This is a genomic window from Paractinoplanes rhizophilus, assembly GCF_042664765.1.
GTDB classification, from domain to species: Bacteria; Actinomycetota; Actinomycetes; order Mycobacteriales; family Micromonosporaceae; genus Actinoplanes; species Actinoplanes rhizophilus.
This window is the reverse complement of record NZ_JBHTBJ010000005.1, coordinates 108,705-133,055: the sequence shown is the minus strand read 5'-3', so window position 1 is coordinate 133,055 and position 24,351 is coordinate 108,705. Positions and strand designations below refer to the sequence as shown.

The window sequence follows — 24,351 nt, the reverse complement described above, 5'->3', positions numbered from 1 at the left end:
GGCGAGGGGGACCGGGCATCGCCCGTTTCGCCGCCGGTCGAACCGCTGTTACCCGGGCGGTGTACAAGTGAGTGGCGGTGGACGCAGGCGAAGGGCATGGCGCGGATGAGGCGACGGGTGAGCCCCGACGAGGAGCTGATGACCGCGCTCTACAACGAGCACTACGCGGTCCTGCTCAGCTTCGTCCTGCGCTACGTGCGCGATCGGCATCGCGCCGAGGACATGGTGCAGGAGACCCTGCTGCGGGCCTGGAAGCACATCGATCACCTCGACACCGATCCGGGCCGCACCCGCTCCTACCTGCTGACCATCGCCCGCAACGTGGTGACCAACGCCTGGCGGGCCGAGCAGCGCCGCCCGCATCTGGTGGCCGACGAGGTCGCGGTCAACACGATGCCGGCCGAGGACAACGTCGACCAGCTGGTCGAGGGCTGGCTGGTGGCCGAGGCGCTCGAGCGGCTGTCCGTCGACCACCAGGCCGTGGTCAAGGCCATGTACTACGAGGGACAGAGCGTGGCGGAGACGGCGCGGCGGCTGTCCGTGCCCGAAGGAACGGTGAAGTCCCGGGCATATTACGCGGTCAGGGCGTTGCGTACGGCGTTCGAGGAGATGGGGGTGCTGCGGTGAACCCTGATCACGACGACCTGCGCCGGCTGCTCGGCGGATACCTGCTCGGCGGGCTCGACGACCCGGACACCGACCGGCTCGACGCCCATCTGCGCGACTGCGACGAGTGCCGCGACGAGTTGGACCGGCTGGCGCCCGTACCCGAGCTGTTGCAACGCCTGCCGGACGCCCAGCGCGCGGCCGGCGACACGGCGCAACCACCGATCAGCCTGTCCGCCCGCCCGTCCCCGGAAAACGTGGAAGGCCTGCTGCGGCGCATGCGCGCCGAACGCAGCCGGGAAAATCGGATGGCTCGCGTACGCTGGCTGGCCGCGGCCGCCGTGGTGCTGGTCGCCGTCGTCATCGGGGTCGGGGTGATCCGCGGGAGCCGGGAGAACCAGCCGTCGCAGGTTCTGCCGAGCCCGCAGCTGGTGACCGCCCGGTTCGAGGCGGCGCAAGGCAGCGGCATGACGGGCGAGGCCGTGCTGACCCCGAAGACGTGGGGCGTGTCGATCGCCCTCGACGTCACCAAGCTGCGCGGCGAGGGCCCGTTCCGGTGCCAGGTGAAGAGCATGCGGGGCCAGGTCGAGCAGGCGGCAGCCTGGGGGCCGACCCCGAGCGGCAGTGCCAAGGTCGTCGGGGCCAGCTCGATCCAGCTGCGCGACGTGCAGTCGGTGAGCGTCGCCGACCACGACGGTCACTTGCTCGGCACCGCCAGCATCGAGTGACGCGCCGCCGATCACCTGCTGCCAGTTGCTGTTGACGGTGCCGACCGTCGAGGGCCTTCACCAGCTGCTGGATGTGGTCGAACGACAGCGCTCGACACGCGCGCCATGTCCCAGCGCGCCGACATCGAGGTGTAGATGCGCAACGCGTCGTCCGGGCGGTCGCCGCCGAGCAACGCGGCGTCCTCGAGCGCGGCCGCCAGCTCGAACCGGCGGCCAACCCGCCGGTAGTGCTCGGCGGCGGCCAGCGCCGGCCCCGGGTCGCCGCTGCGCAGGGCCTGACAGCGCAGGTGCGCGGCGTGCGCGCGGGCCGGCCGCACCTCGTGCGCCGCCTCGGCCGCGCAGATCTGGGCGGCCCGTTCGGCGATGTCCATCCGGGACTCGCGGCGGGCCAGCCGGAGCACGTCGGGCAGCCACTGGTGGCGCAACATCATCGGCGCGTACGACGGCTGGAGCAGCGGCGCCACCACCTCCAGCGCCTCACCCGTGCGGCCCCGCTGCTCGGCCGCCAGCGCCCGCGCCACCAGCAGGAAGTCGCAGTTCTCCCGCTCCGCGTCGCTGGCCGGCACCGCGTCGGCCGCGTCCAGGTGGGCGGCGGCCAGGTCGCGGGCGTCGCGGTGCAGGGCGATCAGCGCGGCCACCCCGTGCAGCAGCATGGTCACCGCGCCCGGCTCGCGCATGCCGTGCAGGGTGATGCCCGGGCCGTCCTCGGTCACCGCGGACACCTCGGCCAGCGCCTCGTCCCACCGGCCCAGCCAGTAGTCCTGCACCGCCGTCGCCACCTGGAGCCCGGCCGGCAGGCGGTGCGCGGCGGCGAACTCGGCGGCCCGGCGCAGGGTGCGCTGCGCCTCGTCCAGCCGGTCCAGGTTCTGCAGCGAGAACAGGCGGTTGTCGAGCAGGTCGAAGTACGTGCCGGCCAGGTCGGTACGGCCGGCCACCACGTCGAGGGCCTCGTCGACGTGGCGCAGCGCGCGCTCGTGGTCGCGGCGGATCGAGCTGGTCAGCCAGATCGTCTGCAGGGCGAACGCGGTCTCGTACGGCTGGCCGGCCGCCACCGCCTCGGCGTGCACGTCCCGCGCCCGCCGCTCGGCCCGGTCGAGGTCGTCGAGGTCGCCGCGGCGGAAGTTGGCCAGCAGCACCCGGTGCCGGGTGCGCCAGATCGTCGGCACCCGCGGGTCGTCCATCGCCTCGCGCAGCATCGCGACCGCCTCGGCCTCCTCGCCCTTGCGATGCCGCATGGTGGCGAGCAGATGCCGCATCTCGGCCCGGTCGGCCGGGTCGGTGGCGAGGCTCATCGCCTCCTCGGCCTCGGTCATCGGGTAGCGGTCGCGGCGGAACTCGAGGCGTACCAGGGCGACCAGCAGCACGCCGCGCTGCGCCGCGGACGGCAGGTCGGTGCGCAGCGCCCGGCGGATCAGGTCTCCGGCGATCTGCGGCGCCCGGCGCACCACTTCGGCGTGGTGCGCCAGCAGCCAGTTCAGCACCCACGTGTCGACCGCCGGCGTCTCGGCCACCAGCTGCTCGGCGACCCGGGTGACTGGGCTGCCGCCGGCCGCGAGCACCTCGGCCGCGTGCCGGTGCAGTCCGGCCCGCAGCGCCGGCGGCACGCTGCCGACCAGCGCCTGCCGCAGGTACGCGTGCCGGAACGCCAGGTCGGTGCCGCTGTCCACCAGCACGCTCGCCGCGAGGGCCTCCTCCAGCGCGCCGACCAGGTCGAGCGCCGAGCGGCCGGTCACCGCGACCACCTCGCTCACCGAGAACTCCGAGCCGAGCAGCGCGGCCAGCCGCAGCACCTCGCGGGTCGGCCCGGAGAGCAGGTCGAGCGTGGCGTGCACGGCCGCCATCAGCGTGCGCGGCGGCTCGACGGTGACTTCGGGCCCGATGTCGGCGCGGCCGCCGGCGACCTCGATGACGTCCCGCTGGCGCAGCGCGCCGACCAGCTCGCGGGCGAACAGCGGGTTGCCGCCCGAGCGGGCCACCAGCGCCCGCAGGTTCGCGCCGGGCGGCGCGCCGACCAGCGCGGCCACCAGCCGGTCGAGTTGGGCGGCCGAGAGCGGGCGGAGGCGCACGGCGTGCGCCGGCGCCGCCCGCTCGCCCGGCCGGGACGACGCGACCAGCAGCAGCGGCAGCCGGGTGACCAGCGCGCGCAGCCGATCCCAGACCCGCACCGTGGCGCTGTCGGCCCACTGCATGTCGTCGACGATGAGGATGAGCGGCCCGGCCGCGCAGGCGGCCCGCACGGCGGCGACGATCTGATCCTCGGCGACGTCGGGCTCGGCCAGCGGGCTGCGCGGCCGGCGCGACGCCGACTCCAGGCCCAGCGCCCGCGACAGCACCTGCAGCGGCACCCGCGAGCCGAGCTGGTCGGCCGCGCCCCAGGCCACCCGGCAGCCGCACCGGGCCGCGTCGGCGAACGCGTGGGTGAGCAGCTCGGTCTTGCCGATGCCGGGCTCGCCCTCGATCCACACCGCGCCGCCGGCGCCGGCCGCGACCTGCCGAACGAGCGCACGAAGCTGATCGATTTCGGTCTCGCGGCCGATCCAGTCACGGGCCGCGAGGCCATCGCGCAACGCCTTGGCCACGGCGGTGGGAACCACCGTGCGCAGCGGCTCCGGGACCGGCAGCGCGGCCGGCTCCTCGGCCGAGCCGGCCAGCACCTGCCGCTGCAGCTCGCGCAGCGCCGGGCCGGGCTCGATGCCGAGCTCGGCGACCAGCGTGCGCCGCGCCGTGCGGAACACCTCGAGCGCCTCGGCGTGCCGGCCGGCCCGGTGCAGGGCGCGCATCAGCAGCTCCTGCAGCGGCTCGTGCAGCGGGTTGTCCTTGACCAGGCCCGTGAGCTCGGCGATCAGGCCGTCGTCGCCGCCGGAGTCGAGCAGGATGCGGGCGCGCTGCTCGGCGGTGGCCAGGCGCAGCTCGGCCAGGCGCTGGCGGTCCAGCTCCAGGAAGGGGCCGGCCAGCGTCGCGTACGCGTCGCCGCGCCACAGCGCGAGCGCCTCGTCGAGCCGGTCGGCGGCCTCGCGGTTGTTGCCGGCGGTGAGCAGCTCGGCGGCCTGGGCGCGCAGGTGCTGGAAGCGGTCGGCGTCGAGATCCGGCGGCTCGACCCGCAGCAGATATCCCCCGGAGGCGGAGGTGAGCAGGCCGGGCGTCAGCGCGCGGCGCAGTCCCGAGACGTACGTGTAAACACTGCCCGCCGCGGTGGCCGGCGGCGAGTCCCCCCAGATCGCGGTGATCAGCTCGTCGCGGCCGACGAGCCGGCCCGCATGGGCCGCGAGCACCGCGAACACCGCCCGCTGCCGGGCCGCGCCCAGGTCGATCTCGTGGTCGCCGATCCAGGCACGGACCGGCCCGAGCACGCAGACGCGCAGAACTTCCGGCACGTGTCCTCCCGGGTCGGTGAACCCAACTTCGGTGGAGACGGGCCGGGTGTCAATGGATAACGGAAACCGCACTTACGGGCACACCTCGCGGGTAAGCCTTCCGCGCCGGAACGGACCTCTGCTGAACTGGTCTATCGGCCCCTCTCCGGCGATGAAGGATCTCTGAAGAATTCCTGAAGAACCTTCTCCGACACTCGATCCACGCCGCGTGTCGTCGTCGCTGGGGAAGGAGCAGGCCATGGAACACGTCAGGGTCGCGTTGCAGGCGATGGATCCGGTCAGCCATGCCGGGCTGGCCGCGCTTCTCCAGTTCCGCGGCGACATCACGGTGCTGCGCCCGCAGCAGCGCGCCGACGCGGACGTGCTGGTCGCGGCGGCCGAGCGGCTCACCCCGGACGTGGTGGCCACGCTGCGCCGGGCCGGCGCCGAGACCGTGGCGCCGATCGTGCTGGTCTGCCAGGAGGTCGTCGAGGCCGAGCTGATGACCGCGGTCGAGTGCAAGGTGGTGGCGATCCTGCCGCGCGCCGCGGTGACCTCCGAGCGGCTCGCGCACAGCGTGCGGGCGGCGGCGGCCGGCGGCGGGGTGATGCCGCCGAACCTCGTGGGCGAGTTGCTCAAGCAGGTCGACCGGATGCAGCGGGACGTGCTCGCGCCCAACGGCCTGAACGCGTCCGGGCTGACCCCGCGCGAGATCGACGTGCTGCGGCTGATGGCCGACGGCTTCGACACCAACGAGATCGCCGGCAAGCTCTGCTACTCGGAGCGGACCGTCAAGAACGTCATCTATGGCGTCACGCACCGGCTCAAGCTGCGCAACCGCTCGCACGCGGTCGCATATGCGCTGCGGGCGGGGATGATTTGACGCTTGGATAGGGGGCATGAAGCTCAAGCCAGGCGACAAGGTCGCCATCGTGTCCCCCTCCTGGGCGGGCCCCGCGGTCTACCCCGCGACCCACGAGCTCGCCATGCGCCGGCTCCGCGAGTTGCTCGAGCTCGAGCCGGTGGAGTTCCCGACCACCCGGCAGCAGGGCGCGTCGCCGGCCGCGCGGGCGGCCGACCTGATGGCGGCGTGGGCCGATCCGGAAATCCGCGCCGTCTTCGCCACCATCGGCGGCAGCGACCAGATCACCGTGCTCCCGCACCTCGACCCGGCGCCGTTCGTGGCCGACCACCAACACCTCGCCTCGCTGCGAGCGGCCCTCTTCGAGACAACCGACCTCGAGATCACGCCGGTCGAGGAGTTCAGCGACGAGGAGCTGAGCTGGCCGACCCGGCGTCGCTGACCAGCTCGGCGCCGTACGTGCCGAGCCCGGGCTTCCACTGGCACCGGGCCGACCGGGTGGTCACCGCGCCGACGTGGGGCGGCAATCTGGAAATCCTGCACGGGAACCTGGCGGCGCACCGGTGGATCAAGCCGAACGCCGATTACGCCGGGATGATCCTGCTGCTGGAGACCTCCGAGGAGATGCCGCCGGCCGAAGAGGTGTTCCGGATGCTGCGCAACGCCGGCGAGCGCGGGTTGCTCGAACAGTTCCCGGCGGTGCTGGTCGGGACGGCCAAGGCGAGCAACATCGAGCATCGACCGCCGCAGGAGGAGCGGGCCCGCTTCCGCGACGAGCAGCGCGAGGCGGTGCTCCGCGCGCTGGCCGACTATCACCCGTCGGCGATGGCGGTCTTCGGTGTCGATTTCGGACACACGGCGCCGCAGTGGATCCTGCCGTACGGCGGCCGGATGACCGTGGACGGCCCGGGTCGGCGGATCATCGCCCACTTCTGACCGCGTCGTGGGCCGATGGCATCGGCGGCGAGCACGGGTCGCAGAACGTCCGTGCCGGTGTCGGCTTCTGGATCCGGTTGGGGATCAGCAGGAAGGCCAGCACCGCGCCACCGGCCATCAGGCCGGCGCAGATCAGCATCGTGTTGCGATAGACCGGCTGCAGCTGGTCGGCGACCGTGAGGCTGCCGCTGCCCAGCCCGGCCGCCAGCGGGAGAACCGCCACGGCCAGCAGGCTCGCGGCCCGGGCCACGGCGTTGTTCACGCCCGACGCGATGCCGGCGTGCGCGTCGTCGAGCGAGCCGAGCGCCGTCGCGGTCAGCGGCGCCACCAGCGTGGTCAGCCCCAGCCCAAAGATGATCACGGAGGGCAGCACGTCGGTCAGGTACGACGCGCCCGGCCCGATCATCGCCATCATCAGCAGCGCGCCCCCGCAGATCAGCGGCCCGACCGTCATCGGGATCCGCGGGCCGATCCGCTGGCCCAGCTGACCCGAGCGGGCCGACAGCAGCAGCATGATCACGGTCGTCGGCAGCAGGGCGATGCCCGCCGCCAGCGGGCTGAACCCGCCGACCACCTGCAGGTTGATGACGAACAGGAAGAAGACGCCGCCGTTGGCCGCGTAGACCACGAAGGTGACCAGGTTGGCGCCGCTGAACGCCCGGTGCCGGAAGATCTCCAGCGGCACCATCGGCTGCGGCGACCGGCGCTCGGCCAGCACGAAGGCGGCCAGCCCCGCCACGCCCAGGGCCAGCGAGATCAGCACGACCGGGTCGGTGGGGCCGCGCATCGGCCAGGCGGTGAAGCCGTACGTGAGGCCGCCCAGCCCGATCGCGCCGGTCACGATGCCGGCCACGTCGAAGTGGTGCGCCGCCTCCGGGTTGCGCGACTCCGGCACGTGCCGGGCGCAGACCAGGAGCACCAGCAGCGCCACCGGCACGTTGATCAGGAAGATGTATCGCCAGCTGCCGGCCTCGACCAGCCAGCCGCCGAGGAACGGGCCGAGCGCGCCGCCGATGCCGCCCAGCCCCGACCAGGCGCCGATCGCCCGGGCCCGGTCGTCCTGGCTGAACGAGGCCTGGAGGATGGCCAGCGACCCGGGGGTGAGCAGCGCGCCACCGATGCCCTGCAGAACCCGGGCGCCGATCAGCGACTCGATGGTGGGCGCCATGCCGCACAGCAGCGAGGCGGCGGCGAACCAGGCGACGCCGATCATGAAGATCCGCTTGCGGCCGAAGCGGTCGCCGAGCGAGCCGCCCAGCAGGATCAACGAGGCCAGGCTCAACGCGTACCCGTTGACCGTCCACTGCAGCCCGGCCGCGTCGGCGCCGAGATCCTCGCCGATCGAGGGGAGCGCGATGTTGACGACGGTGGCATCGATGAACGCCAAGCTCGACCCGAGGACCGTGGCCAGCAGCACCCAGCGGCCCCGCGCGCTGCGGTAGTGGATCAACGTGTCCGCGACGGTCATGGGCCGACCCTACGCTTCGATCAACCCGCGACGCTCTTGTCACCCGTCACTGAGCCACCCTTTGGTCATCCGGCTGCGGTCAGACCGTCCGGCGGCCCTGGCGCCCGGCGGGCAGCGGCGTCTTGCATCGCGGCACCGCGAATCTCGGGTCTCGTGCGCGACAACCGGCGGTCGGCCGGTATGAGCCAGCACGACCTGGCCGTCCGGGCCACGGTGAGTCGGCGGTGGCTCTCCGATTTCGAGGCCGGCAAGCCGACCGCCGAGGTGGGTCTGGTCTTCAAAGTGATCTCCGCGTTGGGGCTGTCGGTCGAGCTCCGGCCCGCTTCCGAACCCGAGATCGATCTGGACGCGTATCTCGACGCGATGGGCGATCAATCGTGACGAAGTCCGCTTTCTGACAAGGCCTGCTCCCGGACAATGACACGGTGCTGGAGCACGTGGAGACCTGCCGGCGGCGACTGGCGGAGGGATGATCCGGGCGCCGTGGTCGAGCGGTGGCCGTGAGCCCATGCGCCGGAGCTGTCGGCCTAGGGTGTGAGGCATGCTTGCTGCCGTCTTCGAAGAGCCCGGGCCCGCCGCCGTCCTGCAGATCGTGGAGCGGGAGACCCCGCGGCCGGGGGCCGGTGAGGTTCGCGTCCGGATGGTCCTGTCCGCGGTGAATCCGACCGACACCGGCACCCGCGCCGGACGCGGCGTGCCCGACGGGGTGGCGCCGCCGCGGGTGCCCAACCAGGACGGCGCGGGTGTGGTCGACGCGGTCGGGGACGGGGTCACCGGGCTCGAGCCGGGGGATCGGGTCTGGGTGTGGGACGCCGGCTACGGCCGGGCGAACGGCACCGCCCAGGAGTACGTGGTGCTCCCGCGCCGCCAGGTCGTCCGGATGAACGACAATGTCCCGTTCGAGGTGGGCGCGGCATTGGGTATCCCGGCGCTCACCGCGCACCGTTGCCTGACCGTGGCCGGCGACGGCCCGGCCCGTCTTGGGCCGGGCGCGCTCGCCGGTCGCACGGTGCTGGTGGCCGGCGGCGCGGGTGCGGTGGGCAACGCCGCCATCCAGCTCGCCAAGTGGGCCGGCGCCACCGTGCTGACCACGGTGAGCTCGAAGGAGAAGGCCGACCTGGCGACCGCGGCGGGGGCCGACGCCGTGATCGACTACCGCGAGGAGGACGTGGCGGCCCGGGTGAAGGAGCTGGCGCCGGGCGGCTGCCAGGTCATCGTCGAGGTCAACACGGACAACCTGCGCACCGACCTGAGCGCGGTCGCGCCGGGCGGGAACATCGCGCTCTACGTGGGCGGCGAGGTGACGATCCCGAGCTTCAAGGCGATGCTCAAGAACGTCAGCCTCGACTTCGTGCTGACCTACACCACCACGACCGAGGAGAAGGACAACGCGGTCGCGGCCGTGGCCGAGGCGGTCAACGCGGGCGCCTTCCGCGTCGGCGAGGAGGCCGGGCTGCCGATCCTGCGCTATCCGTTCGAGCGGGTGGCCGACGCGCACGAGGCGGTCGAGCGGCACGCGGTCGGCAAGGTGGTCATCGAGATCACCCGGCCCTGACGGCCGAGCGTCACCCGGCCTGGAGGAGGGCGTCGGCCACTCGCTCGGCGCCGCGTCCGTCGACGGCCGCCCACGCCCGGGCGGCCAGGTCGGTGCGCAGATCCGCGTCGGTGAGCAGCCGTCGCAGCGTCGACACCGCGTCGTCGCCGAAATGCCCGAGCTGTCCGAGGCCGGCGGCGATGCCGCGCGCCATCACCCGCTCGTACCCGAGAATCTGGTTGTCGACCACCCAGACCAGCGCCGAGGGCAGGCCGAGGCAGAGCAGCTCCCACGTCGAGGTGCCGCTGGCGCTGACCGCCAGGTCGGCGCCGGCGAGCAGCTTGGGCAGGTCGTCGGTGGGCGGGATGATCTCGAGGCGCCGGCCGGGACCGGCCGGGATCGCCGCCAGCTCGGCGCGCAGTTGCTCGTCGGCGCCGACGATCGTGGCGTCGAAGGGCACGCCGGTCCCGGTGAGCAGCTCGGCGACCTGCGGCGCCGCGCGGTAGGCGTCGGTTCCGCCGAAAAAGGCGACCACCTTGGGCGTACGGCCGGAGCGGTGCACCGGGGGCGCGGCCGGCCGCAGCGAGCGCACCGACGCGCGCAGCAGCGCGTAATCGAGGCCGGCCAGGCCGATCGCGTCCTCGACGTGGATCACCGAGTCGAGGTTCTGGTCGACGTAGATGTCGGCGGACTGCCCGCGGAAGTCGCCGTCGACGATGGCCAGCACCCGGCGCCCGCTCCGGCGGACCGCGACGCTGTGCGGCGGTGGCAACGTGTACGAGTCGATCACCAGCGCGTCGATCTCGAGGCGTTCGAGCGCCGCCACCAGGCCGACCGGGTCGAACGGCGGCGGGTGCCAGGGCAGTCCCCGCCGGCTGAGCTGGGCCTCAGCCCACTCGACGCCGCCCAGGTCGCTGAGGAAGCGGACGCCGACGCCGCGGGCCACCAGCTCCTCGGCGAGCGCCACACACCGCACCAGATGCCCGACGCCGGTGCGGGCACCGGCGTCGCAGCGAATGCCGACGATCGTCACGCCGAGCCGCCTTCGGCATGCCCTCCTGGCCCCACGCTCGCGGCGCTGACTCCGGTGCGGTCGGTCATGCCTGCACAAGCGCCTTCTGGAGCACGTGTGCGTTGATCTCGACCAGGTCGGGGCGGGAGGAGAGCCAGGTGGCGAGGGTCTTGAGGTCGACCGGGTCGTCGCCGAAGCGGCCGACGATCGCCTCGATCAGCTTCAGGTCGTCCTCGGTGTCCAGCGTCAGCCGCAGGTGCGACAGGTCGGGCTGCAGGGTCAGCCCGATCACGTCGAACTGCTCCGCGTGCGTGTAGATGTACGACGTCACGTGCACCCGGTGGTGGTCGGTGGCCAACTCGTCGACCTGCCGCAGCACCGGGGTCCGCACCATCTCGACGTCCAGCCCGCGCGGCAGCGTGTGCGCCAGCGAGGTGGACAGGTAGTCGGCGCCGGAAGCCACGAAGACCCGGTGGGCGAGATCGATGATCGCCGGGTCGATCAATGGGTTGTCGGCGGTGAAGCGCAGCACGATGTCGCTCTCGTGCCGGTCGAGCACGCCCAGGAACCGGCCGAGCACGTCGTCGACCGGCCCGCGGAAGTGCGGCACGCCGATCCGCTCGCACTCCTCGACGATCGCGTCGTCGGTGGGCTCGACGGTGGTGGCCACGACCAGCTCGTCGAGCACCCCGCTCTGCCGCGCGCCCAGCACGACGCGCTCCAGCACGGTGCGGCTGCCGAGCTTGAGCAGCACCTTGTTGGGGAGGCGGGACGAGTCCATCCGCGCCTGGATGATGCCGAGGGATGTCATCTATGTCCTTTTTCGAAGGCGATTCCGGGCCTTGCGTGCTACTCCATACCCAAGCTTCGCGAAGCGGTAGCCGAAACTACCGCTGAAAGCGGAGATCTGAACCCGGGCTTTGCGGAGTTCTTCCGCCCGCTTGGCGAGCTCGCGCTCGTACCACTGCGCGCGGGAGGCCGCGTCGGCCAGCCTGCGGTTGAGGGCCCGCAGTTGTTCCTCGTGCTCTCGGCGGGAGTCCGGTTGCGGCGGGTCCGCGCCGTCCGGGCCGTCCGGGACGTCGCCCGTGAGCCCGGCGGCGCCGTGCAGGATCGCGGTCAGCGCCCGCAGGTCGGTGGCGGCGGGCCACGGATGCGCGTACCCGCCGGTGAGCAGCGTCCGGGCGAGCTCGCGGAGCGGATCCGCCGAGGCCGGGACGCCGGGGTCGAGCGTGCTGAAGGTGTCGCCCGAGACCACCACGTTGTCGGCGGTGACGCCGGGCAGCGCCGCGATCCAGCCGGCCAGGAGCCGGCGCAGGACGGGCAGGTCGTGCCGCAGGCAGGCGCCGATCAGCAGTTCCTCGACCAGCCGTCCGCGGGGCAGCGGGCCGTCCAGCGCCGATCGGCCCTCGCCGTCCGGTCCGCGCAGCAGGCGGCGGACCCAGACGCCGTCCGGGCCGGGCGACAGCTCGAGGATCCGGCCCCCGGGGGCCGGGGCGGGGCTGTTGTTGGGCGGGCCGGAGCTGTTGTCGGCCGGGCCGGAGCTGTCGTTGGCGGGGCCGCTGGCCGGGGCCGGGCCGTCGATGAGGGCCGGGCCGTGGCCGAGCAGCACCGGCGGGAGGGTCAGGACCGCCGAGGGGCGTGGCGCGAGGTGGGCGGCGACCAGCCAGGATGCCGCGAGTTCCGGTCCGAGGCCGGCACGCACGGCCGCGGCGGACAGGCGGCGAGGATCCGAGAGGACACTGCGGTTCGCGTACGCCGCCGCGGCGGCTCGTGCGGTGAGAGCGGCGAGCGCGTCCACCGGCCCGTCCCGCAGCGCGTTCGGCGTGGCGATCATCGTCGGCCGGCCGGGCTCGGGCCAGGCCGCGCCGAGCCAGTCGACCGCGAGCCCCTCGGCGGCGAGCCGCGCGGCCAGCCGGGTCGGGGTGCCGGGCTTGGTGTCGTCGAACTCGCCGAGCGGCCGCCACGCGTCGTCGGTCTGCGCCGAGGTGGCGGTGGCCGGGTCGACCAGGCGGTGCAGGCCCAGCTCGTTCTCGACGGCCAGCAGCAGCGTGCCGCCGGGGCGCAGCGCCCGCTTGACCACCTGGAGGCATTCCACCCAGTCGAGCTGCGGGCCCTCGGCCGAGCAGAGCCGGCCGAGGCCGTCGAGCGCCACCACTACGTCCCAGCGGCCGGGCTCGGGAAGCTTGGCCAGCGTGCCGCAGAGCACGTCGACACCGCGGCGGTCCAGCTCGATCGCCGCCGTCTCCGAGCGGACCAGGCAGGTCACCGAGGCGTGCGCGGCGAGCTCGCCGACCAGCGCGGGCTCGTGCGGGCCGGCGACCAGCACGGTCGTGCCGGCCGGGAGCTGGCCGGCCAGGTGGGCGGCCAGGTGGCCGAGCAGAGCCCCGCCGGCCGGCGGCCGGTCCTCCGCGAAGCCGGCCATCTCGCCCCCGATCAACGTGATCACGCCGGCACCGCCCCGCGGCTGGCACCGGTCTGGGCCGCTCCGGTCTGGGCCGCCCCGGTCTGGGCCGCCCCGGTCTGGGTGGCGCCGGGGGGCGTCGCGGACCAGCCGAGCATGACGCTCAGCTCGGCCGGGGACGCGAGGTATCCGTCGCCGAGCTCGGCCATCGCCACCGGCCGGGCCGTGGCCGGGTCGGGGTGCTTGCCGTGCAGCTCGGGCCACTGCCGGCGGATGCGCTCGGCGGTGGGCCGATCCTCGTTCTCCAGACGCATCGGGTCACCGTAGACGGCCGGGACGCAGCCCGCCGCAACGCCGTAGAAGATGGCGCTGCTGAGCCGGTTGGACGCCACTCGCCGGTGCCGGCGCAGTTCGGCGAGCTGCTTGTGGAGAAACCTGGTGTCGGTGTCCAGCCAGTGGCGGCCGCGGTAGCCGTGGCACACGACCAGGCCGGCCTTCTCGTACTCGGCGCGGATGCGGTCGTTGTGGTACTCGTTCCAGTACAGGCAGAACGTGACGGGGCCGTCCTCGGTCGCCATGATCTCGTCGATCAGCCGGGCGTGGCTGCCCTGCACCCGCTGTCCTTCCCAGCCGTGGAACGGATACCAGATCGTGCCCTCGCGGGTCACCGGCTCGGCCGGCTCGGGGGCGAGCCGCAGCAGATAGAGGAACGGCGCGCCGATCACCGTGGCCTGGCGGCGCCCCATCGACCAGGCGCGCCGCCGGGTCTGCTCGGACCAGACGAAGATGGGCCGGCCCGGCATGTACGGCGTGCCGGCGCCGAGCCCGTCCACCACGTTCCACCCGTGCTGCACGTAGCCCTCGATCCGCGGCGGGTGTTCCGGATCGAGGCCGCAATACTCCGCGAGCACGTGCGCGTGGCCGTAGAAATGATTTCCGTGGTGCACCCGAGGCTCCCGAGGCCGATCAACCGATGAGAATCGCCCGCAAAGCATCCACGACGCGATCCTGGTCGGCGTCGGTGAGGTCGACGAAGAGCGGTAGCGACAGCTCCTCAGCGTAGAAGCGCTCGGCAACGGGGCACATCCCCCGCTGGTAGCCCAGGTCTTCGAACACCGGATGCCAGTAGACCGGGATGTAGTTGACCTGCACGCCGATCCCGGCCGCGCGGAGCCGGTCGTACACCTCGCGGCGGCGCCCGTCGAGGATGCGCACCGGGTAGAGGTGGCGCATCGGGTCGACGCCCTCGCGCTGGATCGGCAGCCGGAGCCCGGGCACGTCGGCGAGCAGCTCGTCGTAGCGCGCCGTGAGCCGCTGCCGGGCCGCCTTGAACTCGGCGAGCCGGCTCAGCTGGGAGCTGCCGAGCGCGCACAGCACGTCGGGCAGGCGGTAGTTGTTGCCGAACTCGTGCACCTCGTAGAACCAGCCGCCCTCGTCGGGCCGCCGGAGCTTCGCCGGCTCGCGCACCATGCCGATGCGGCTGTAGGTGCGGGCCCGCTCGAGCAGCTCGGGCCGGATCGAGGCGACCGCGCCACCCTCGGCCGTGGTGAGGTTTTTGGTGGGGAAGAACGAGAAGGTGGTCAGGTCGGCGAGCGTGCCGACCGGCCGGCCCCGGCAGGTCGAGCCGATCGCGTGCGCCGCGTCCCCGATCAGCACCGCGCCGGCCCGCTCGGAGATCTTGCGGAGCGCGTCGTAGTCGGCCGGGTGCCCGGCATAGTCGACCGCGCCGATCGCCCGGGTGCGCGGCGTGACCACGGCCTCGACCGCCGCCGGGTCGAGGTTGGCGGTGTCGTCCTCGACGTCGGCGAAGACGATCTTGGCGCCGAGCGTGGCGGCGCCGGACGCGGTGGCCACGAAGGTCATCGGCGTGACCACGACCTCGTCGCCGGGGCCGACGCCGGCCGCCGCGTACGCCGCGTTCAGCGCCGTCGTGCCGTTGGTCACCGTCACGGCGGGCGCGCCGGCCACGGCCTCGATGTCCTTCTCGAACCGCGCGACCCGGGGGCCGGTGGTCAGCCAGTCGCTGCCGAGCGCGGCGACGACCGCGTCGACGTCGGCGTTGTCGATCGACTGCCGCCCGTACGGCAGCATCATTTCTCCTCGCCAAGGAGCTTGCGCATGTCCTCGATGCTCAGCCACAGGTCGTTGTTGTCCGAGCGGTAGTTGAAGCCGTCCTCGACCTCCTCGCCGCCCTCGGGGGTCTGGTAACCCCAGCTCGCCACGACCGGCTGCACCACGTAGCGGTCGGGGAAGCGCAGGGTGCGGCGGCTGTCGTCGGCGGCGATCATCTCCTCGTGCAGCTTCTCGCCGGGCCGGATGCCGGTCTCGTGCGTGGCCGAGCCGGGCGCGACCGCCTCGACCAGGTCCATGATCCGCATGCTCGGGATCCGCGGCACGAAGAGCTCGCCGCCGGCCATCTTGTCGAACGAGTCGACCACGAACTTCACGGCCTGGGGGAGGGTGATCCAGAAGCGGGTCATCCGCTTGTCGGTGATCGGCAGGCTCCGGCCCTCGGCGGCGAGCCGGCGGAACAGCGGCACGACCGAGCCGCGGCTGCCCATCACGTTGCCGTAGCGGACCACCGAGAACCGGGTCGGGTGGGTGGCGGCGTAGTGGTTGCCGGCGATGAACGACTTGTCGGCGACGAGCTTGGTGGCGCCGTACAGGTTGATCGGGCTGGACGCCTTGTCGGTGGAGAGGGCCACCACTTTCTTCACCCCGGCGTCGATCGCGACGTCGATCACGTTCTGCGAGCCGTTGATGTTGGTGGCGACGAATTCGGACGGGTTGTACTCCGCGGTGTCGACCTGCTTGAGCGCGGCCGCGTGGATCAGATAGTCGACGCCGTGCATGGCCCGGGCCAGGCGCTCGCGATCGCGGATGTCGCCGAGGAAGAAGCGCAGGCGTTTGTCGTCGCCGAACATCTGGCGGACCTCGTATTGCTTCAACTCGTCCCGGGAGAAGATCACGATCCGCTGCGGGTCCAGGTGCTCGAGGGCGTACTTGAGGAACGCCTTCCCGAAGGAACCGGTCGAGCCGGTGACGAGGATCGAGGATCCGCTGATTTCAGACACGTCTTTGCTCCCGGGGGGTGGTCAGGAAGGTGGTCCGAGTCAAGGTGGTCCGAGCCGGAAGCATAGCCACGATGGTCGAGGTTTCCAGGCCGGACGGGAAAGGACAACACTCGTTCCACGTGAGTTCAGCCAGGATTGGTCATGTCGTTGCGCGACCTGTAAGAAGGTAGATGGACTGGACCGAAGCCCAATTTCCGACTTGGAGTGCCTGTGAGCGAGTTGCAGCGACTGCGGGGAGCGTTTCGGAGCGCTCTGGATCTTCCCGCGGATGCGCCCGTGGACGACCTGCAATACCAGGGCAACGAGAAGTGGGACTCGCTCGCGCACATGTCATTGATCGCGAGTATCGAGGACGAGTTCTCTGTCATGATCGACACCGACGATGTGATCAACATGTCGAGTTTTGCCGAGGCCGTGCGGATCCTCGGCAAATATGGGGTGACCATCAATGACTGATCGGGTGGCTCTGGTCACCGGAGCCTCCCGTGGGATCGGCCGCGCCACCGCGCACAAGCTCGCCGAGCGCGGCCACGACCTCGTGCTGCACGGTCACGGCGAGCGGATCGCCGCCGTCGCCGAGGAGATCGCCGCCAAGTTCGGGGTGACCACCTTCGCGGCGCACGGCGACATCGCCGACCCGGCCACCAGCAAGGCGCTCATGCAGCTGGCCTTCGCCAACTTCAAGCGGCTGGACGCGCTGGTGGTCAACGCCGGCACGCACGCGGCGGGCATGCTCGGGATGACCGACGACGCGACGATCCAGCGCCTGTTCGCGGTCAACTCGGCCGGCGCGGCCTACACGCTGCGTGGCGCGGCCCGTCTGCTGGCCCGCGGGCGTACCCCCGCTGTTGTCCTGGTGTCGTCGATCACCGCCACGCGCGGCATCGCCGGCCAGGCCGTCTACGCCGCGTCCAAGGCCGCCGTGGCGGCCCTGGCCCGGTCCGCCGCCAAGGAGCTCGGCCCGCAGGGGATCCGGGTCAACGCGGTCGAGCCGGGTTTCATCGCGACTGACATGCTGGACTCGCTCGACGAGAAGGGGCGCGCGGAGCGGATCGGCGACACCGCGCTGGGCCGGCTCGGCGAGGCCGACGAGGTCGCCGACGTGATCGCATTCCTCCTCTCCGAGCAGGCCAGGTTCGTGACCGGCCAGATTCTCGGAGTGGATGGAGGATTGACGCTGTGAACCTGCTGCACCCCGGCGCGCGCGTGATCGACGCCGCGACCGGCGAGACGCTGACCCCGGAACTGGTCGACGCCGCGGCCGACGCGCTCGCCGCGGAGCCCGGCGCGGTGGTGTTCCACCCGATCGCGACGACGGTTCCCGGCATCGCGCGCTACCTGGCCGCGCTGCGGCTCGGCCGGCCGGTGGTGCTGCTCGACCCGGAGGCCGACAACGCGCACTGGGCCGAGCGCTTCGCCACCGACGAGGTGCATCCCGACCTGGCGGTGCTGCTCACCACCAGCGGCTCGACCGGCAACCCCAAGCTGGTGCGGCTCTCCCGCGACGCGGTGCGGACCAACGCCGATCAGATCGCCACCGTGCTCGACATCGGCCCGGACGACGTCGCGATCACCACGTTGCCGCTGTTCTACTCGTACGGTATGTCGGTTCTGAACACCCACCTGCTGCGGGGCGCCACCGTGATCCTCGAGCGCACCGGCATCATGCAGCGCGACTTCTGGACCGCCGTCGTCGAGCACGGCGTGACCTCGATGGCGTTCGTGCCCTATCAGTACGAGATGCTGCGGCGCCTGCGCTTCGACCCGGCCAAGTACCCGGCCCTGCGCAAGCTGACCCAGGCCGGCGGCCGGCTCCGCACCGACCTGATCGCCGACTTCGCGCAGCGGATGGCGACCGTCGGCGGCTCGCTCTCCGTCATGTACGGCACGACCGAAGCCGCTCCCCGGATGGCGACGCTGCCACCGGCGCGGCTGCAGGAGAAGCTCGGCTCGGTCGGCGTCGCGCTGCCGGGCGGGTCGTTCTCGGTCGACGCCGCCTCGCAGGAGGTCGTCTACCGGGGTCCGAACGTCATGATGGGGTACGCCGAGACCGCCGCCGACCTCGCCCGGGGCGACGAGATGGGCGGCGTGCTGCCCACCGGCGATCTCGGCCGCCTCGACGACGAGGGGTTCCTGTTCATCACCGGCCGCGCCAAGCGGATCGGCAAGGTCTTCGGCGTCCGGATCAACCTGGACGACGTGGAGAAGCATTTCCCGGTCGCGGCGGTCCCGGGCGACGACAAGCTGAACGTCTTCGCCGAGGGCGTCTCCGAGGACGAGGCGCGCGACCTGCGCACGAAGATCGCCGAGTGGCTCGGCACACATTTCACCGGCGTCGTCGTGCGTAGCATCGATTCGCTGCCGCTGCTCCCCAACGGCAAGATCGATTACCGCGCCTTGGAGGCGTCGCTGTGAGTGTCTTCACCCTTCCGCAGGCGGCCAAGGAGGAGGTGCTCCGCAAGGAGCTCTCGGCCCTGGTCGCGCACCACCGCGCGAGGTGCGCGCCCTATGACCGGATCTTGACGGCGAACGGGTACGAGGGCGCGTCGTCGATCGCCGAGCTGCCCTGGCTGCCGGTGCGGCTCTTCAAGAACCTCGAGCTCAAGAGCATCCCGGACGACGAGGTGTTCAAGGTGCTGACGTCGAGCGGCACGACCGGGGAGGTCAGCCGGATCTACCTCGACAAGGCCGCCGCGGCCACGCAGACCCGGCAGCTCGGCGCGACCGTGCAGACCGTGCTCGGCCCCAAGCGCCTGCCAATGCTGCTGGTCGACACCAAGGCCATGCTCAAGGACCGCCGGTCGTTCAGCGCCCGCGGCGCCGGCGTGCTCGGCATGTCGACGTTCGGCCGCGACCACGTCTGGGCGCTGGACAACGACGGCCACGTGGACCTCGGCGCGATCCGCGGCTTCCTCGACAAGCACGGCGACGCGCCGTTCCTGATCTTCGGCTTCACCTACATGGTGTGGCTGCACCTCTACGAGGTGGCCCGGGACAACGGTCTCGACCTGGCCAACGGCATCCTGATCCACTCCGGCGGCTGGAAGAAGCTGGTCGACCAGGCCGTCTCCCCGGTCGTCTTCCGCGAGCGCCTGGCCGAGGTCGGCCTGGTGCGCTCGCACAACTTCTACGGGATGGTGGAGCAGATCGGCACGATCTTCCTGGAGGGGCCGTCCGGCGGGTCGCTGTACTGCCCGGACTTCGCCGATGTGGTGGTTCGCGACCCGCAGACCTGGCGCGAGCTGCCGCCCGGCGAGGCGGGCCTGCTCGAGGTGGTGAGCACGCTGCCCACCTCGTACCCGGGGCATGTGCTGCTCACCGAGGACCTGGGCGTGGTGCACGGCATCGACGACGGCGACTGGCCCGGCAAGCGCTTCTCGGTGCTCGGGCGGCTGCCGCGGGCCGAGGCGCGCGGGTGCTCCGACACGTACCGGGAGGCGGCGTGAGCATCCGGTTCCGGTTCGGGGACTCCTCGGCCGACCTGACCGCGCCGGTCGAGGACCGGCTGACCGTCGGCGACCCGCGCGTCGTCGACTTCCTGGCCCGAGTCGCCCGCAAGCTGCTCGCCCCGGCGGTCGCCCGGCGGCATCCCGAGCTGGGCTCGCTCGGCTTCTTCATGCGGCCGGCCGAGCTGCACCGCGCGGTCTCGCGGATGCGGCGGGAGGACGCGATCGTCTTCCCCCGGGGCAACGTGTTCCACGTGCCGCCGGCGAACGTCGACACCATCTTCGTGTACTCGTGGGCGCTGTCCGCGCTGGCCGGCAACCACAACGTCGTACGCATCTCGGAGCGCTCGGCGAACGCGGCCGACACCATCCTCGAGGCGCTCAACGAGGTGCTCGCGGACGCCGACCCGGTGATCGGGCGCACCCAGCGCATGGTCACCTACGGCCGGGACGACGCGGTCACCGCGGCGCTCAGCCAGTGGTGCGACCTCCGGGTGATCTGGGGCGGCGACGCGGCAGTCGAGGCGATCCGCAAGCACCCGCTGCGGCCCTCGGCGCGCGACCTGACCTTTCCCGACCGCACGTCCTGGGCGGCGATCTCGGCAGCCGGCTGGCGGGCCGCCGAGCCGGCGGCCCGGCGCGCGGCGGTGGTCGGCTTCTCGAACGACACCTACTGGTTCGACCAGGCCGCGTGCTCCTCGCCGCGCACCGTGTTCCTGGTGGGAGCGGAGACGGCGGACGTCCGCGCCGAGTTCGTCGACCTGCTGCTCGAGGTCGTCGGCCAGCGGGGCTGGCAGGTCGACGCGGCCATGGCGGTGGAGAAGCGGGTCAACGCGTACGGGCTGGCCGCGACCGGCGCGGTGTCCCGGATGGAATTCCCGGCCAACACGGTGACCGCCATGTCGCTGGCCGCCGTGCCGGACGCGCCGCGGCGCTGGATCGGGGCGGGCGCCTTCCCGTTCGCCGAGGTCGGCTCGCTGCTCGACCTGGTGCCCGCGATGAACCGGCAGGATCAGACCTTCAGCCACTTCGGGTTCGCCCCGGCCGAGCTGCGCGCGTTCGCGCTCGAGCTGGGCGGGCGCGGCGTCGACCGGATCGTGCCGTTCGGTCAGGCGCTGACCTTCAGCGCCATCTGGGACGGGTACGATCTGCCGCGCGAATTCACCCGACTGACCACGGTGGCCTGATGATCGAAGTGCTGAACGCCCCGGAAGTTCGTTCGGCGCCCGTATCCCCGCACCGCAACCGGATCCCGGCCGGCCTGCCCTGGTTGGTCCCGGCGGCCGTGCTGGTCGTGGCCCTGCTCGCGACCGGCACCCCGGCCTGGGACGTGCTGCGGTACGCCGCCTATCTCGCCCTGGCGGTGCTGCTCCCCGGCACGCTGGTGCACCGGGCGCTGCGCGGCACCCGCGGCAACCTCCCCGAGGATCTCGGCTTCGGCGGCGCGACCGGCCTGCTCCTGATGCTCGCCGGCTGGGCGCTCGCCGCCGCGACCGGCCTGCAGATCCTGCTGCCGGCCTGGCCGGTGCTGATCGTCGTGCCGTTCGTGGTGGCGCCGCGGCTGCGCCGGCACTGGCGGATCGCCGAGCCACGACCGCTGCCGAGCGGCTGGCACTGGGCCCTGGCCATCGCGGTCGCCCTGGTCGCCGTCTGGGCCGTGCCGAGCTGGCGGGCGTCGCCGCTGCCCCCGGCCGACGCGTTCTGGTATCAGGACCTCGGATACCACCTCGCGCTCGTGCACGAGCTGATGCGTTCGATGCCGTTCCAGGTGCCGCAGCTGGCCGGCGACATCCTGCACTACCACTACCTCTCCGACGCCGACATGGCGACGGCCTCGATGATCACCCGGATCGACCCGGCGACCCTGCTGCTCCGCCTCTGGCTGCCCGCGATCGCCGCGCTGACCGCGCTGGTCACCGCCGCGCTGGCCCGCCAGCTCGCCGGCAAGTGGTGGGCCGGCGCCCTCGGCGGCGCCCTCGCGGTCGCCGGGTTTCCGCTGGTGCTCGGCGCGCCGTCGGTCGCCGCCGGCGCCTCCGCGCTCAGCTACCTGAGCCCCTCGGCGATCTATCAGCTGCCGCTGGTCGCGCTGCTGCTGTCGATCGCGGTCGACGTGCTGCGGGGCCGCCCGGTGGGCTGGGCCTGGGTGCTCGTCTTCCCGCTCGCGCTGGCCTGTGCCGGCGCGAAGTCGAGCAGCCTGCCGCCGATCGTGGCCGGTCTGGTCGCGGCGGCCCTCGCGATCGTGCTCTGGCACCGCGCACGGCTGCGGTCCACGCTGACACTGCTGGGCCTGGTGCTCGCCGCCATGCTGACCGGCCTCAAGCTGTTCAGCGGCGGCGGCGCGGGCGTGCTGACCTTCCAGCCGCTCACGTACCTCTACCTGGTGGCGCCGTACCGGCAGACGCTCGGCGTGCACGACCTGAACGACGGCGTCGTCCCGCCCGGCATCGCCCACGCGTCGGTCGGCGGCCTGCTCTTCGTCGCCGCCCTGCTCGTCTGGTGGGCGCTCATGCAGGCCGGCCGGCTGGCCGGGCTCACCATGATCGTTCGGCGCGACCCGTCGGCCTGGATGCTGGCCGGCATCACCGTGGCCGGGGCCGGCGGCATGTGGCTGCTCTGGCATCCGTCGGCCAGCCAGGGCTACTTCTACACCGGCGTGCTGCCGTTCGCGTCGGTGCTGACCGTCTGGTTGCTCGCCGAGCGGTCGCGAGGCCGGCGTCCGGTGTTCGCCGGGCTGGCCGCCGGCTTCGTCTGGGCGTTGATCGCGGCGCAGATCGGGCTCTGGCTCTTCGCTGCACCGGCGCCCACGATGACGTCCTGGTTGTGGGCGCTGCTGCGGCCGGTGCTGCTGACCGCCCCGGTCGCCGCCCTCGCCGCGGTCCTGTTGCGGCGCCGCCGGCAGGCGATCCCGATCGCGTTGCTCGCGGCCGTGCTCGGCGCGAGCGTGGGCGGGTTCGCCTTCGCGGCCGGTCACGGCGCAACAGTGTCCCTGCGGGACACGGCAGTGCCCTCGCCCAGCTTCATAATCACCAAGGACGAGATGGCGGCGGCCAAGTGGCTCGACCGGCGGGCCGGCGAGGACGACGTGATCGCCACCAACGTGCATTGCCGGCTGCTGCCCACCCGCGCCAAGATGTGTGACGCCCGGGCCTTCTGGGTCGTCGCGCTGACCGGCCGCCGCGCCCTCGTGGAGAGCTGGGGGTACACCGATCAGGCGGTGGCGGCCGACAACGTACGCGGGCTGAAGTACGTCTACCAGCCCGCGCCGTACCCCGCCCGGTTCGCCCTCAACGAGCGGGTCTTCGCCAAGGGCGACCCGGCCGACGTGGCCGAGCTGCGCACGCGGTACCACGTGCGCTGGCTCTTCGCCGACAGCCGGTACGGCAAGGTGTCGCCCGAGCTGGCCGGCTCGGCCCGGGTGCGGCACACCGCCGGACCGGTCACCATCTACGAGTTGGGGTAGAGCACCACCTTGCCGGGCAGCTCGCCCTTCTCCGCGGCGCGATGCACGTCCGCGGTCTCGGAGAACGGGCGACGGTCGCCGACCAGCACGCTGACCTGGCCGGCGTCGACGAGCCGGGCGATCTCGCCGAGCTGCGTGGCGTCGCCGCGGACGTAGATGTTGCGCCCGCCGACCGCCGGTGTCGTGATCGAGAGGACCGGGCCGAGCTTCGCCAGCGCGGCCATGGTCGCCTCGTCCACCCGGGCGGCGACGAAGACCAGGTCGAACGCGCCCTCCGGGCGGTCGGCCAGCTCGGCGCCGGCCGAGCGGGCGGCCTCGGCGCTGCGCGGGGTCGCGGTGCCGGAGACGGTCGCTCCGGCCAGCCGGGCGAACTGCACCGCGAACCGGCCGACCGCCCCGCCGGCCCCGATGACCAGCACCTTCTGGCCGGGCTGGACCGCGCCGTGCTCGTGGATCGCCTGCCAGGCGGTGAGCGCCGCGGCGGGCAGCACCGCCGCGTCGGCGAGCGGGATGCCGGCCGGCGCGGGCCCGACCACGTCGGCCGGGGCGGTCACGAACTCGGCGGTGGCGCCGGTCGCGGTCATCGGCAGCAGCGCGACCACCGGGTCGCCGGGCGCGTACCCGGTGACGCCCGGGCCGCTCTCGGCGATCGTGCCCGCGACGTCGATGCCGGGCACGTGCGGCAAGCGCAGCGGGAAGACCTCGCGCAGGTAGCCGCCGCGCAGGCCGGCGTCCACCTGGTTGAACGTCGTCCCGGCGACCCTGATCAGGACCTCGCCCGCGGCCGGGGAGGGGCGCTCGGCCTCCTCCTCGCGCAGGACTTCGGGACCGCCGTACTCGTGGAATCGGATGGCCTTCATCAGACACTCCCTTGTTGGCATTGCTTCGAACTCGAAGCACCTGCGACCATAGCTCGCTTCGAATTCGAAGCAAATAGAATGGCGGGGTGACCGACCACACTCCGCTGCCGCCGGATCAGCTCGGGGCCTATCTGGTGCTTAGCGAGGTGTCCAGCCTGATCGAGCACGCCGTCGAGCAGCAGCTGCGCGACGCCGGGCTGACCGTGCCGCAATTCCAGATCCTCGCCCGGCTCAGCGGGGCGCCGGCCACCCAGCTGCGGATGACCGACCTGGCCGACGGGCTCGTCTACAGCCGTAGTGGGCTCACCTATCAGGCCGGCCAGCTGGAAAAGGCGGGGCTGGTGACGCGTACGCCCGGAGCGGTCGACGAACGCAGCGTGACCGTCACGCTGACCCCGGCCGGGCGCGCCGCCCTCGACCGCGCCATGCCCGGCCACGTCGAGGTGGTCCGCCGGCTCCTGCTGGACGCGCTCACCCCGGACGACGTGGCCGCCATCGCCGACATCCTGGGCCGGGTCCGCGACCGGATGCGGGCCGCCCCGCCCCGATCCGCGGCGGCACGACCCCCGCGCCGCCGCCGGTGAGCGTAGGCGACGTCACGCCCCCGCGCC

General features: G+C 72.7%; 23 protein-coding genes. 14 read left to right on the top strand and 9 right to left on the bottom strand.

All coding sequences use genetic code 11. The features are described 5' to 3' along the window. Window positions 1-117: 117 nt before the first annotated feature. Both ACFQS1_RS09705 and ACFQS1_RS09700 read left to right on the top strand, forming a co-directional pair. The gene (locus tag ACFQS1_RS09705) at window positions 118-627 is read left to right on the top strand and encodes a sigma-70 family RNA polymerase sigma factor (protein WP_378965972.1); all 510 of its coding nucleotides are present in this window, start codon (window positions 118-120) and stop codon (window positions 625-627) included. After that, window positions 624-1,334: a zf-HC2 domain-containing protein gene (locus tag ACFQS1_RS09700; RefSeq protein WP_378965969.1), complete on the top strand. Its 711-nt coding sequence runs from the start codon at window positions 624-626 to the stop codon at window positions 1,332-1,334. Before ACFQS1_RS09705 ends, ACFQS1_RS09700 begins: the two co-directional genes overlap by 4 nt. A gap of 11 nt (window positions 1,335-1,345) precedes the next feature. Here the strand turns inward: ACFQS1_RS09700 and ACFQS1_RS09695 are convergent, their stop codons facing one another. After that, the gene (locus tag ACFQS1_RS09695) at window positions 1,346-4,708 is read right to left on the bottom strand and encodes a BTAD domain-containing putative transcriptional regulator (RefSeq protein ID WP_378965967.1); all 3,363 of its coding nucleotides are present in this window, start codon (window positions 4,706-4,708) and stop codon (window positions 1,346-1,348) included. A 238-nt stretch (window positions 4,709-4,946) separates the two neighbouring features. On the opposite strand from ACFQS1_RS09695, the gene ACFQS1_RS09690 reads away from it, so the two are divergent. The 3 genes from ACFQS1_RS09690 to ACFQS1_RS09680 are packed head-to-tail and all read left to right on the top strand — an operon-like array spanning window position 4,947 to window position 6,485. Then, on the top strand, window positions 4,947-5,570 hold the full coding sequence (locus ACFQS1_RS09690) for a helix-turn-helix transcriptional regulator (RefSeq protein WP_378965965.1): 624 nt from the start codon (window positions 4,947-4,949) through the stop codon (window positions 5,568-5,570). Window positions 5,571-5,586: 16 nt separating this feature from the next. Continuing rightward, window positions 5,587-5,991: an LD-carboxypeptidase gene (locus tag ACFQS1_RS09685; RefSeq protein WP_378965963.1), complete on the top strand. Its 405-nt coding sequence runs from the start codon at window positions 5,587-5,589 to the stop codon at window positions 5,989-5,991. Window positions 5,992-6,008: 17 nt separating this feature from the next. After that, the gene (locus ACFQS1_RS09680; RefSeq protein ID WP_378965961.1) at window positions 6,009-6,485 is read left to right on the top strand and encodes a S66 peptidase family protein; all 477 of its coding nucleotides are present in this window, start codon (window positions 6,009-6,011) and stop codon (window positions 6,483-6,485) included. Here the strand turns inward: ACFQS1_RS09680 and ACFQS1_RS09675 are convergent. Next, window positions 6,469-7,953, bottom strand: coding sequence for an MFS transporter (locus ACFQS1_RS09675; protein ID WP_378965960.1), 1,485 nt, complete (start codon window positions 7,951-7,953; stop codon window positions 6,469-6,471). The genes ACFQS1_RS09680 and ACFQS1_RS09675 overlap by 17 nt on opposite strands. On the opposite strand from ACFQS1_RS09675, the gene ACFQS1_RS09670 reads away from it, so the two are divergent. Beyond that, on the top strand, window positions 7,927-8,334 hold the full coding sequence (locus tag ACFQS1_RS09670) for a helix-turn-helix domain-containing protein (protein WP_378965958.1): 408 nt from the start codon (window positions 7,927-7,929) through the stop codon (window positions 8,332-8,334). The two genes, ACFQS1_RS09675 and ACFQS1_RS09670, sit on opposite strands and share 27 nt — an antisense overlap. Before the next feature lie 160 nt (window positions 8,335-8,494). After that, window positions 8,495-9,508 carry an NADPH:quinone reductase gene (locus tag ACFQS1_RS09665; RefSeq protein WP_378965955.1) on the top strand — a complete coding sequence of 338 codons (1,014 nt, stop codon included), beginning with the start codon at window positions 8,495-8,497 and terminating at the stop codon, window positions 9,506-9,508. A 10-nt stretch (window positions 9,509-9,518) separates the two neighbouring features. On the opposite strand, the gene ACFQS1_RS09660 is transcribed toward ACFQS1_RS09665, so the two are convergent. The 6 genes from ACFQS1_RS09660 to pseB form a co-directional block, all read right to left on the bottom strand. After that, window positions 9,519-10,520, bottom strand: coding sequence for a PseG/SpsG family protein (locus ACFQS1_RS09660; RefSeq protein ID WP_378965953.1), 1,002 nt, complete (start codon window positions 10,518-10,520; stop codon window positions 9,519-9,521). A gap of 64 nt (window positions 10,521-10,584) precedes the next feature. Further along, window positions 10,585-11,310 (bottom strand): cytidylyltransferase domain-containing protein, encoded by a 726-nt coding sequence (locus ACFQS1_RS09655; RefSeq protein ID WP_378965951.1) that lies wholly within the window; start codon window positions 11,308-11,310, stop codon window positions 10,585-10,587. After that, window positions 11,311-12,945, bottom strand: a complete 1,635-nt coding sequence (locus ACFQS1_RS09650; protein ID WP_378965949.1) for a hypothetical protein — start codon at window positions 12,943-12,945, stop codon at window positions 11,311-11,313. Beyond that, window positions 12,942-13,847 carry a hypothetical protein gene (locus ACFQS1_RS09645; protein WP_378965946.1) on the bottom strand — a complete coding sequence of 302 codons (906 nt, stop codon included), beginning with the start codon at window positions 13,845-13,847 and terminating at the stop codon, window positions 12,942-12,944. Before ACFQS1_RS09645 ends, ACFQS1_RS09650 begins: the two co-directional genes overlap by 4 nt. A gap of 19 nt (window positions 13,848-13,866) precedes the next feature. Next, window positions 13,867-14,991 carry a DegT/DnrJ/EryC1/StrS family aminotransferase gene (locus ACFQS1_RS09640; protein WP_378966341.1) on the bottom strand — a complete coding sequence of 375 codons (1,125 nt, stop codon included), beginning with the start codon at window positions 14,989-14,991 and terminating at the stop codon, window positions 13,867-13,869. After that, window positions 14,991-15,974, bottom strand: coding sequence for a UDP-N-acetylglucosamine 4,6-dehydratase (inverting) (gene pseB / locus ACFQS1_RS09635; protein WP_378965944.1), 984 nt, complete (start codon window positions 15,972-15,974; stop codon window positions 14,991-14,993). The genes ACFQS1_RS09640 and pseB overlap by 1 nt, the downstream gene beginning before the upstream one ends. A gap of 210 nt (window positions 15,975-16,184) precedes the next feature. Between pseB and ACFQS1_RS09630 the strand changes: the two genes are divergently transcribed. From ACFQS1_RS09630 to ACFQS1_RS09605, 6 genes are read left to right on the top strand one after another with little or no spacing between them, the layout of a single operon-like run. Beyond that, window positions 16,185-16,430 (top strand): acyl carrier protein, encoded by a 246-nt coding sequence (locus ACFQS1_RS09630; protein ID WP_378965942.1) that lies wholly within the window; start codon window positions 16,185-16,187, stop codon window positions 16,428-16,430. After that, window positions 16,423-17,157, top strand: a complete 735-nt coding sequence (locus ACFQS1_RS09625; protein ID WP_378965939.1) for an SDR family NAD(P)-dependent oxidoreductase — start codon at window positions 16,423-16,425, stop codon at window positions 17,155-17,157. Before ACFQS1_RS09630 ends, ACFQS1_RS09625 begins: the two co-directional genes overlap by 8 nt. Beyond that, on the top strand, window positions 17,154-18,389 hold the full coding sequence (locus tag ACFQS1_RS09620) for an AMP-binding protein (RefSeq protein WP_378965937.1): 1,236 nt from the start codon (window positions 17,154-17,156) through the stop codon (window positions 18,387-18,389). Before ACFQS1_RS09625 ends, ACFQS1_RS09620 begins: the two co-directional genes overlap by 4 nt. After that, entirely contained in the window at window positions 18,386-19,420 is a 1,035-nt protein-coding gene (locus ACFQS1_RS09615) for a LuxE/PaaK family acyltransferase (protein ID WP_378965935.1), read from the top strand. The genes ACFQS1_RS09620 and ACFQS1_RS09615 overlap by 4 nt, the downstream gene beginning before the upstream one ends. Then, window positions 19,417-20,607, top strand: a complete 1,191-nt coding sequence (locus tag ACFQS1_RS09610) for an acyl-CoA reductase (RefSeq protein WP_378965932.1) — start codon at window positions 19,417-19,419, stop codon at window positions 20,605-20,607. The genes ACFQS1_RS09615 and ACFQS1_RS09610 overlap by 4 nt, the downstream gene beginning before the upstream one ends. Continuing rightward, complete coding sequence (locus ACFQS1_RS09605) at window positions 20,607-22,880, top strand: hypothetical protein (protein WP_378965930.1); 2,274 nt, start codon at window positions 20,607-20,609, stop codon at window positions 22,878-22,880. Before ACFQS1_RS09610 ends, ACFQS1_RS09605 begins: the two co-directional genes overlap by 1 nt. Here the strand turns inward: ACFQS1_RS09605 and ACFQS1_RS09600 are convergent. Further along, window positions 22,865-23,740: an NADP-dependent oxidoreductase gene (locus tag ACFQS1_RS09600; RefSeq protein ID WP_378965928.1), complete on the bottom strand. Its 876-nt coding sequence runs from the start codon at window positions 23,738-23,740 to the stop codon at window positions 22,865-22,867. The two genes, ACFQS1_RS09605 and ACFQS1_RS09600, sit on opposite strands and share 16 nt — an antisense overlap. Window positions 23,741-23,826: 86 nt before the next feature. Between ACFQS1_RS09600 and ACFQS1_RS09595 the strand changes: the two genes are divergently transcribed. Beyond that, on the top strand, window positions 23,827-24,324 hold the full coding sequence (locus ACFQS1_RS09595) for a MarR family winged helix-turn-helix transcriptional regulator (protein ID WP_378965926.1): 498 nt from the start codon (window positions 23,827-23,829) through the stop codon (window positions 24,322-24,324). Window positions 24,325-24,351 lie beyond the last annotated feature (27 nt).

Excerpts from the sequence above, each read along its gene's own strand:
- ACFQS1_RS09665 (WP_378965955.1), top strand. The coding sequence starts at position 8,495 with ATGCTTGCTGCCGTCTTCGAAGAGCCCGGGCCCGCCGCCGTCCTGCAG.
- ACFQS1_RS09640 (WP_378966341.1), bottom strand. The coding sequence starts at position 14,991 with ATGCTGCCGTACGGGCGGCAGTCGATCGACAACGCCGACGTCGACGCG.
- ACFQS1_RS09600 (WP_378965928.1), bottom strand. The coding sequence starts at position 23,740 with ATGAAGGCCATCCGATTCCACGAGTACGGCGGTCCCGAAGTCCTGCGC.
- ACFQS1_RS09625 (WP_378965939.1), top strand. The coding sequence starts at position 16,423 with ATGACTGATCGGGTGGCTCTGGTCACCGGAGCCTCCCGTGGGATCGGC.
- ACFQS1_RS09605 (WP_378965930.1), top strand. The coding sequence starts at position 20,607 with ATGATCGAAGTGCTGAACGCCCCGGAAGTTCGTTCGGCGCCCGTATCC.
- ACFQS1_RS09655 (WP_378965951.1), bottom strand. The coding sequence starts at position 11,310 with ATGACATCCCTCGGCATCATCCAGGCGCGGATGGACTCGTCCCGCCTC.
- ACFQS1_RS09685 (WP_378965963.1), top strand. The coding sequence starts at position 5,587 with ATGAAGCTCAAGCCAGGCGACAAGGTCGCCATCGTGTCCCCCTCCTGG.
- ACFQS1_RS09690 (WP_378965965.1), top strand. The coding sequence starts at position 4,947 with ATGGAACACGTCAGGGTCGCGTTGCAGGCGATGGATCCGGTCAGCCAT.
- ACFQS1_RS09675 (WP_378965960.1), bottom strand. The coding sequence starts at position 7,953 with ATGACCGTCGCGGACACGTTGATCCACTACCGCAGCGCGCGGGGCCGC.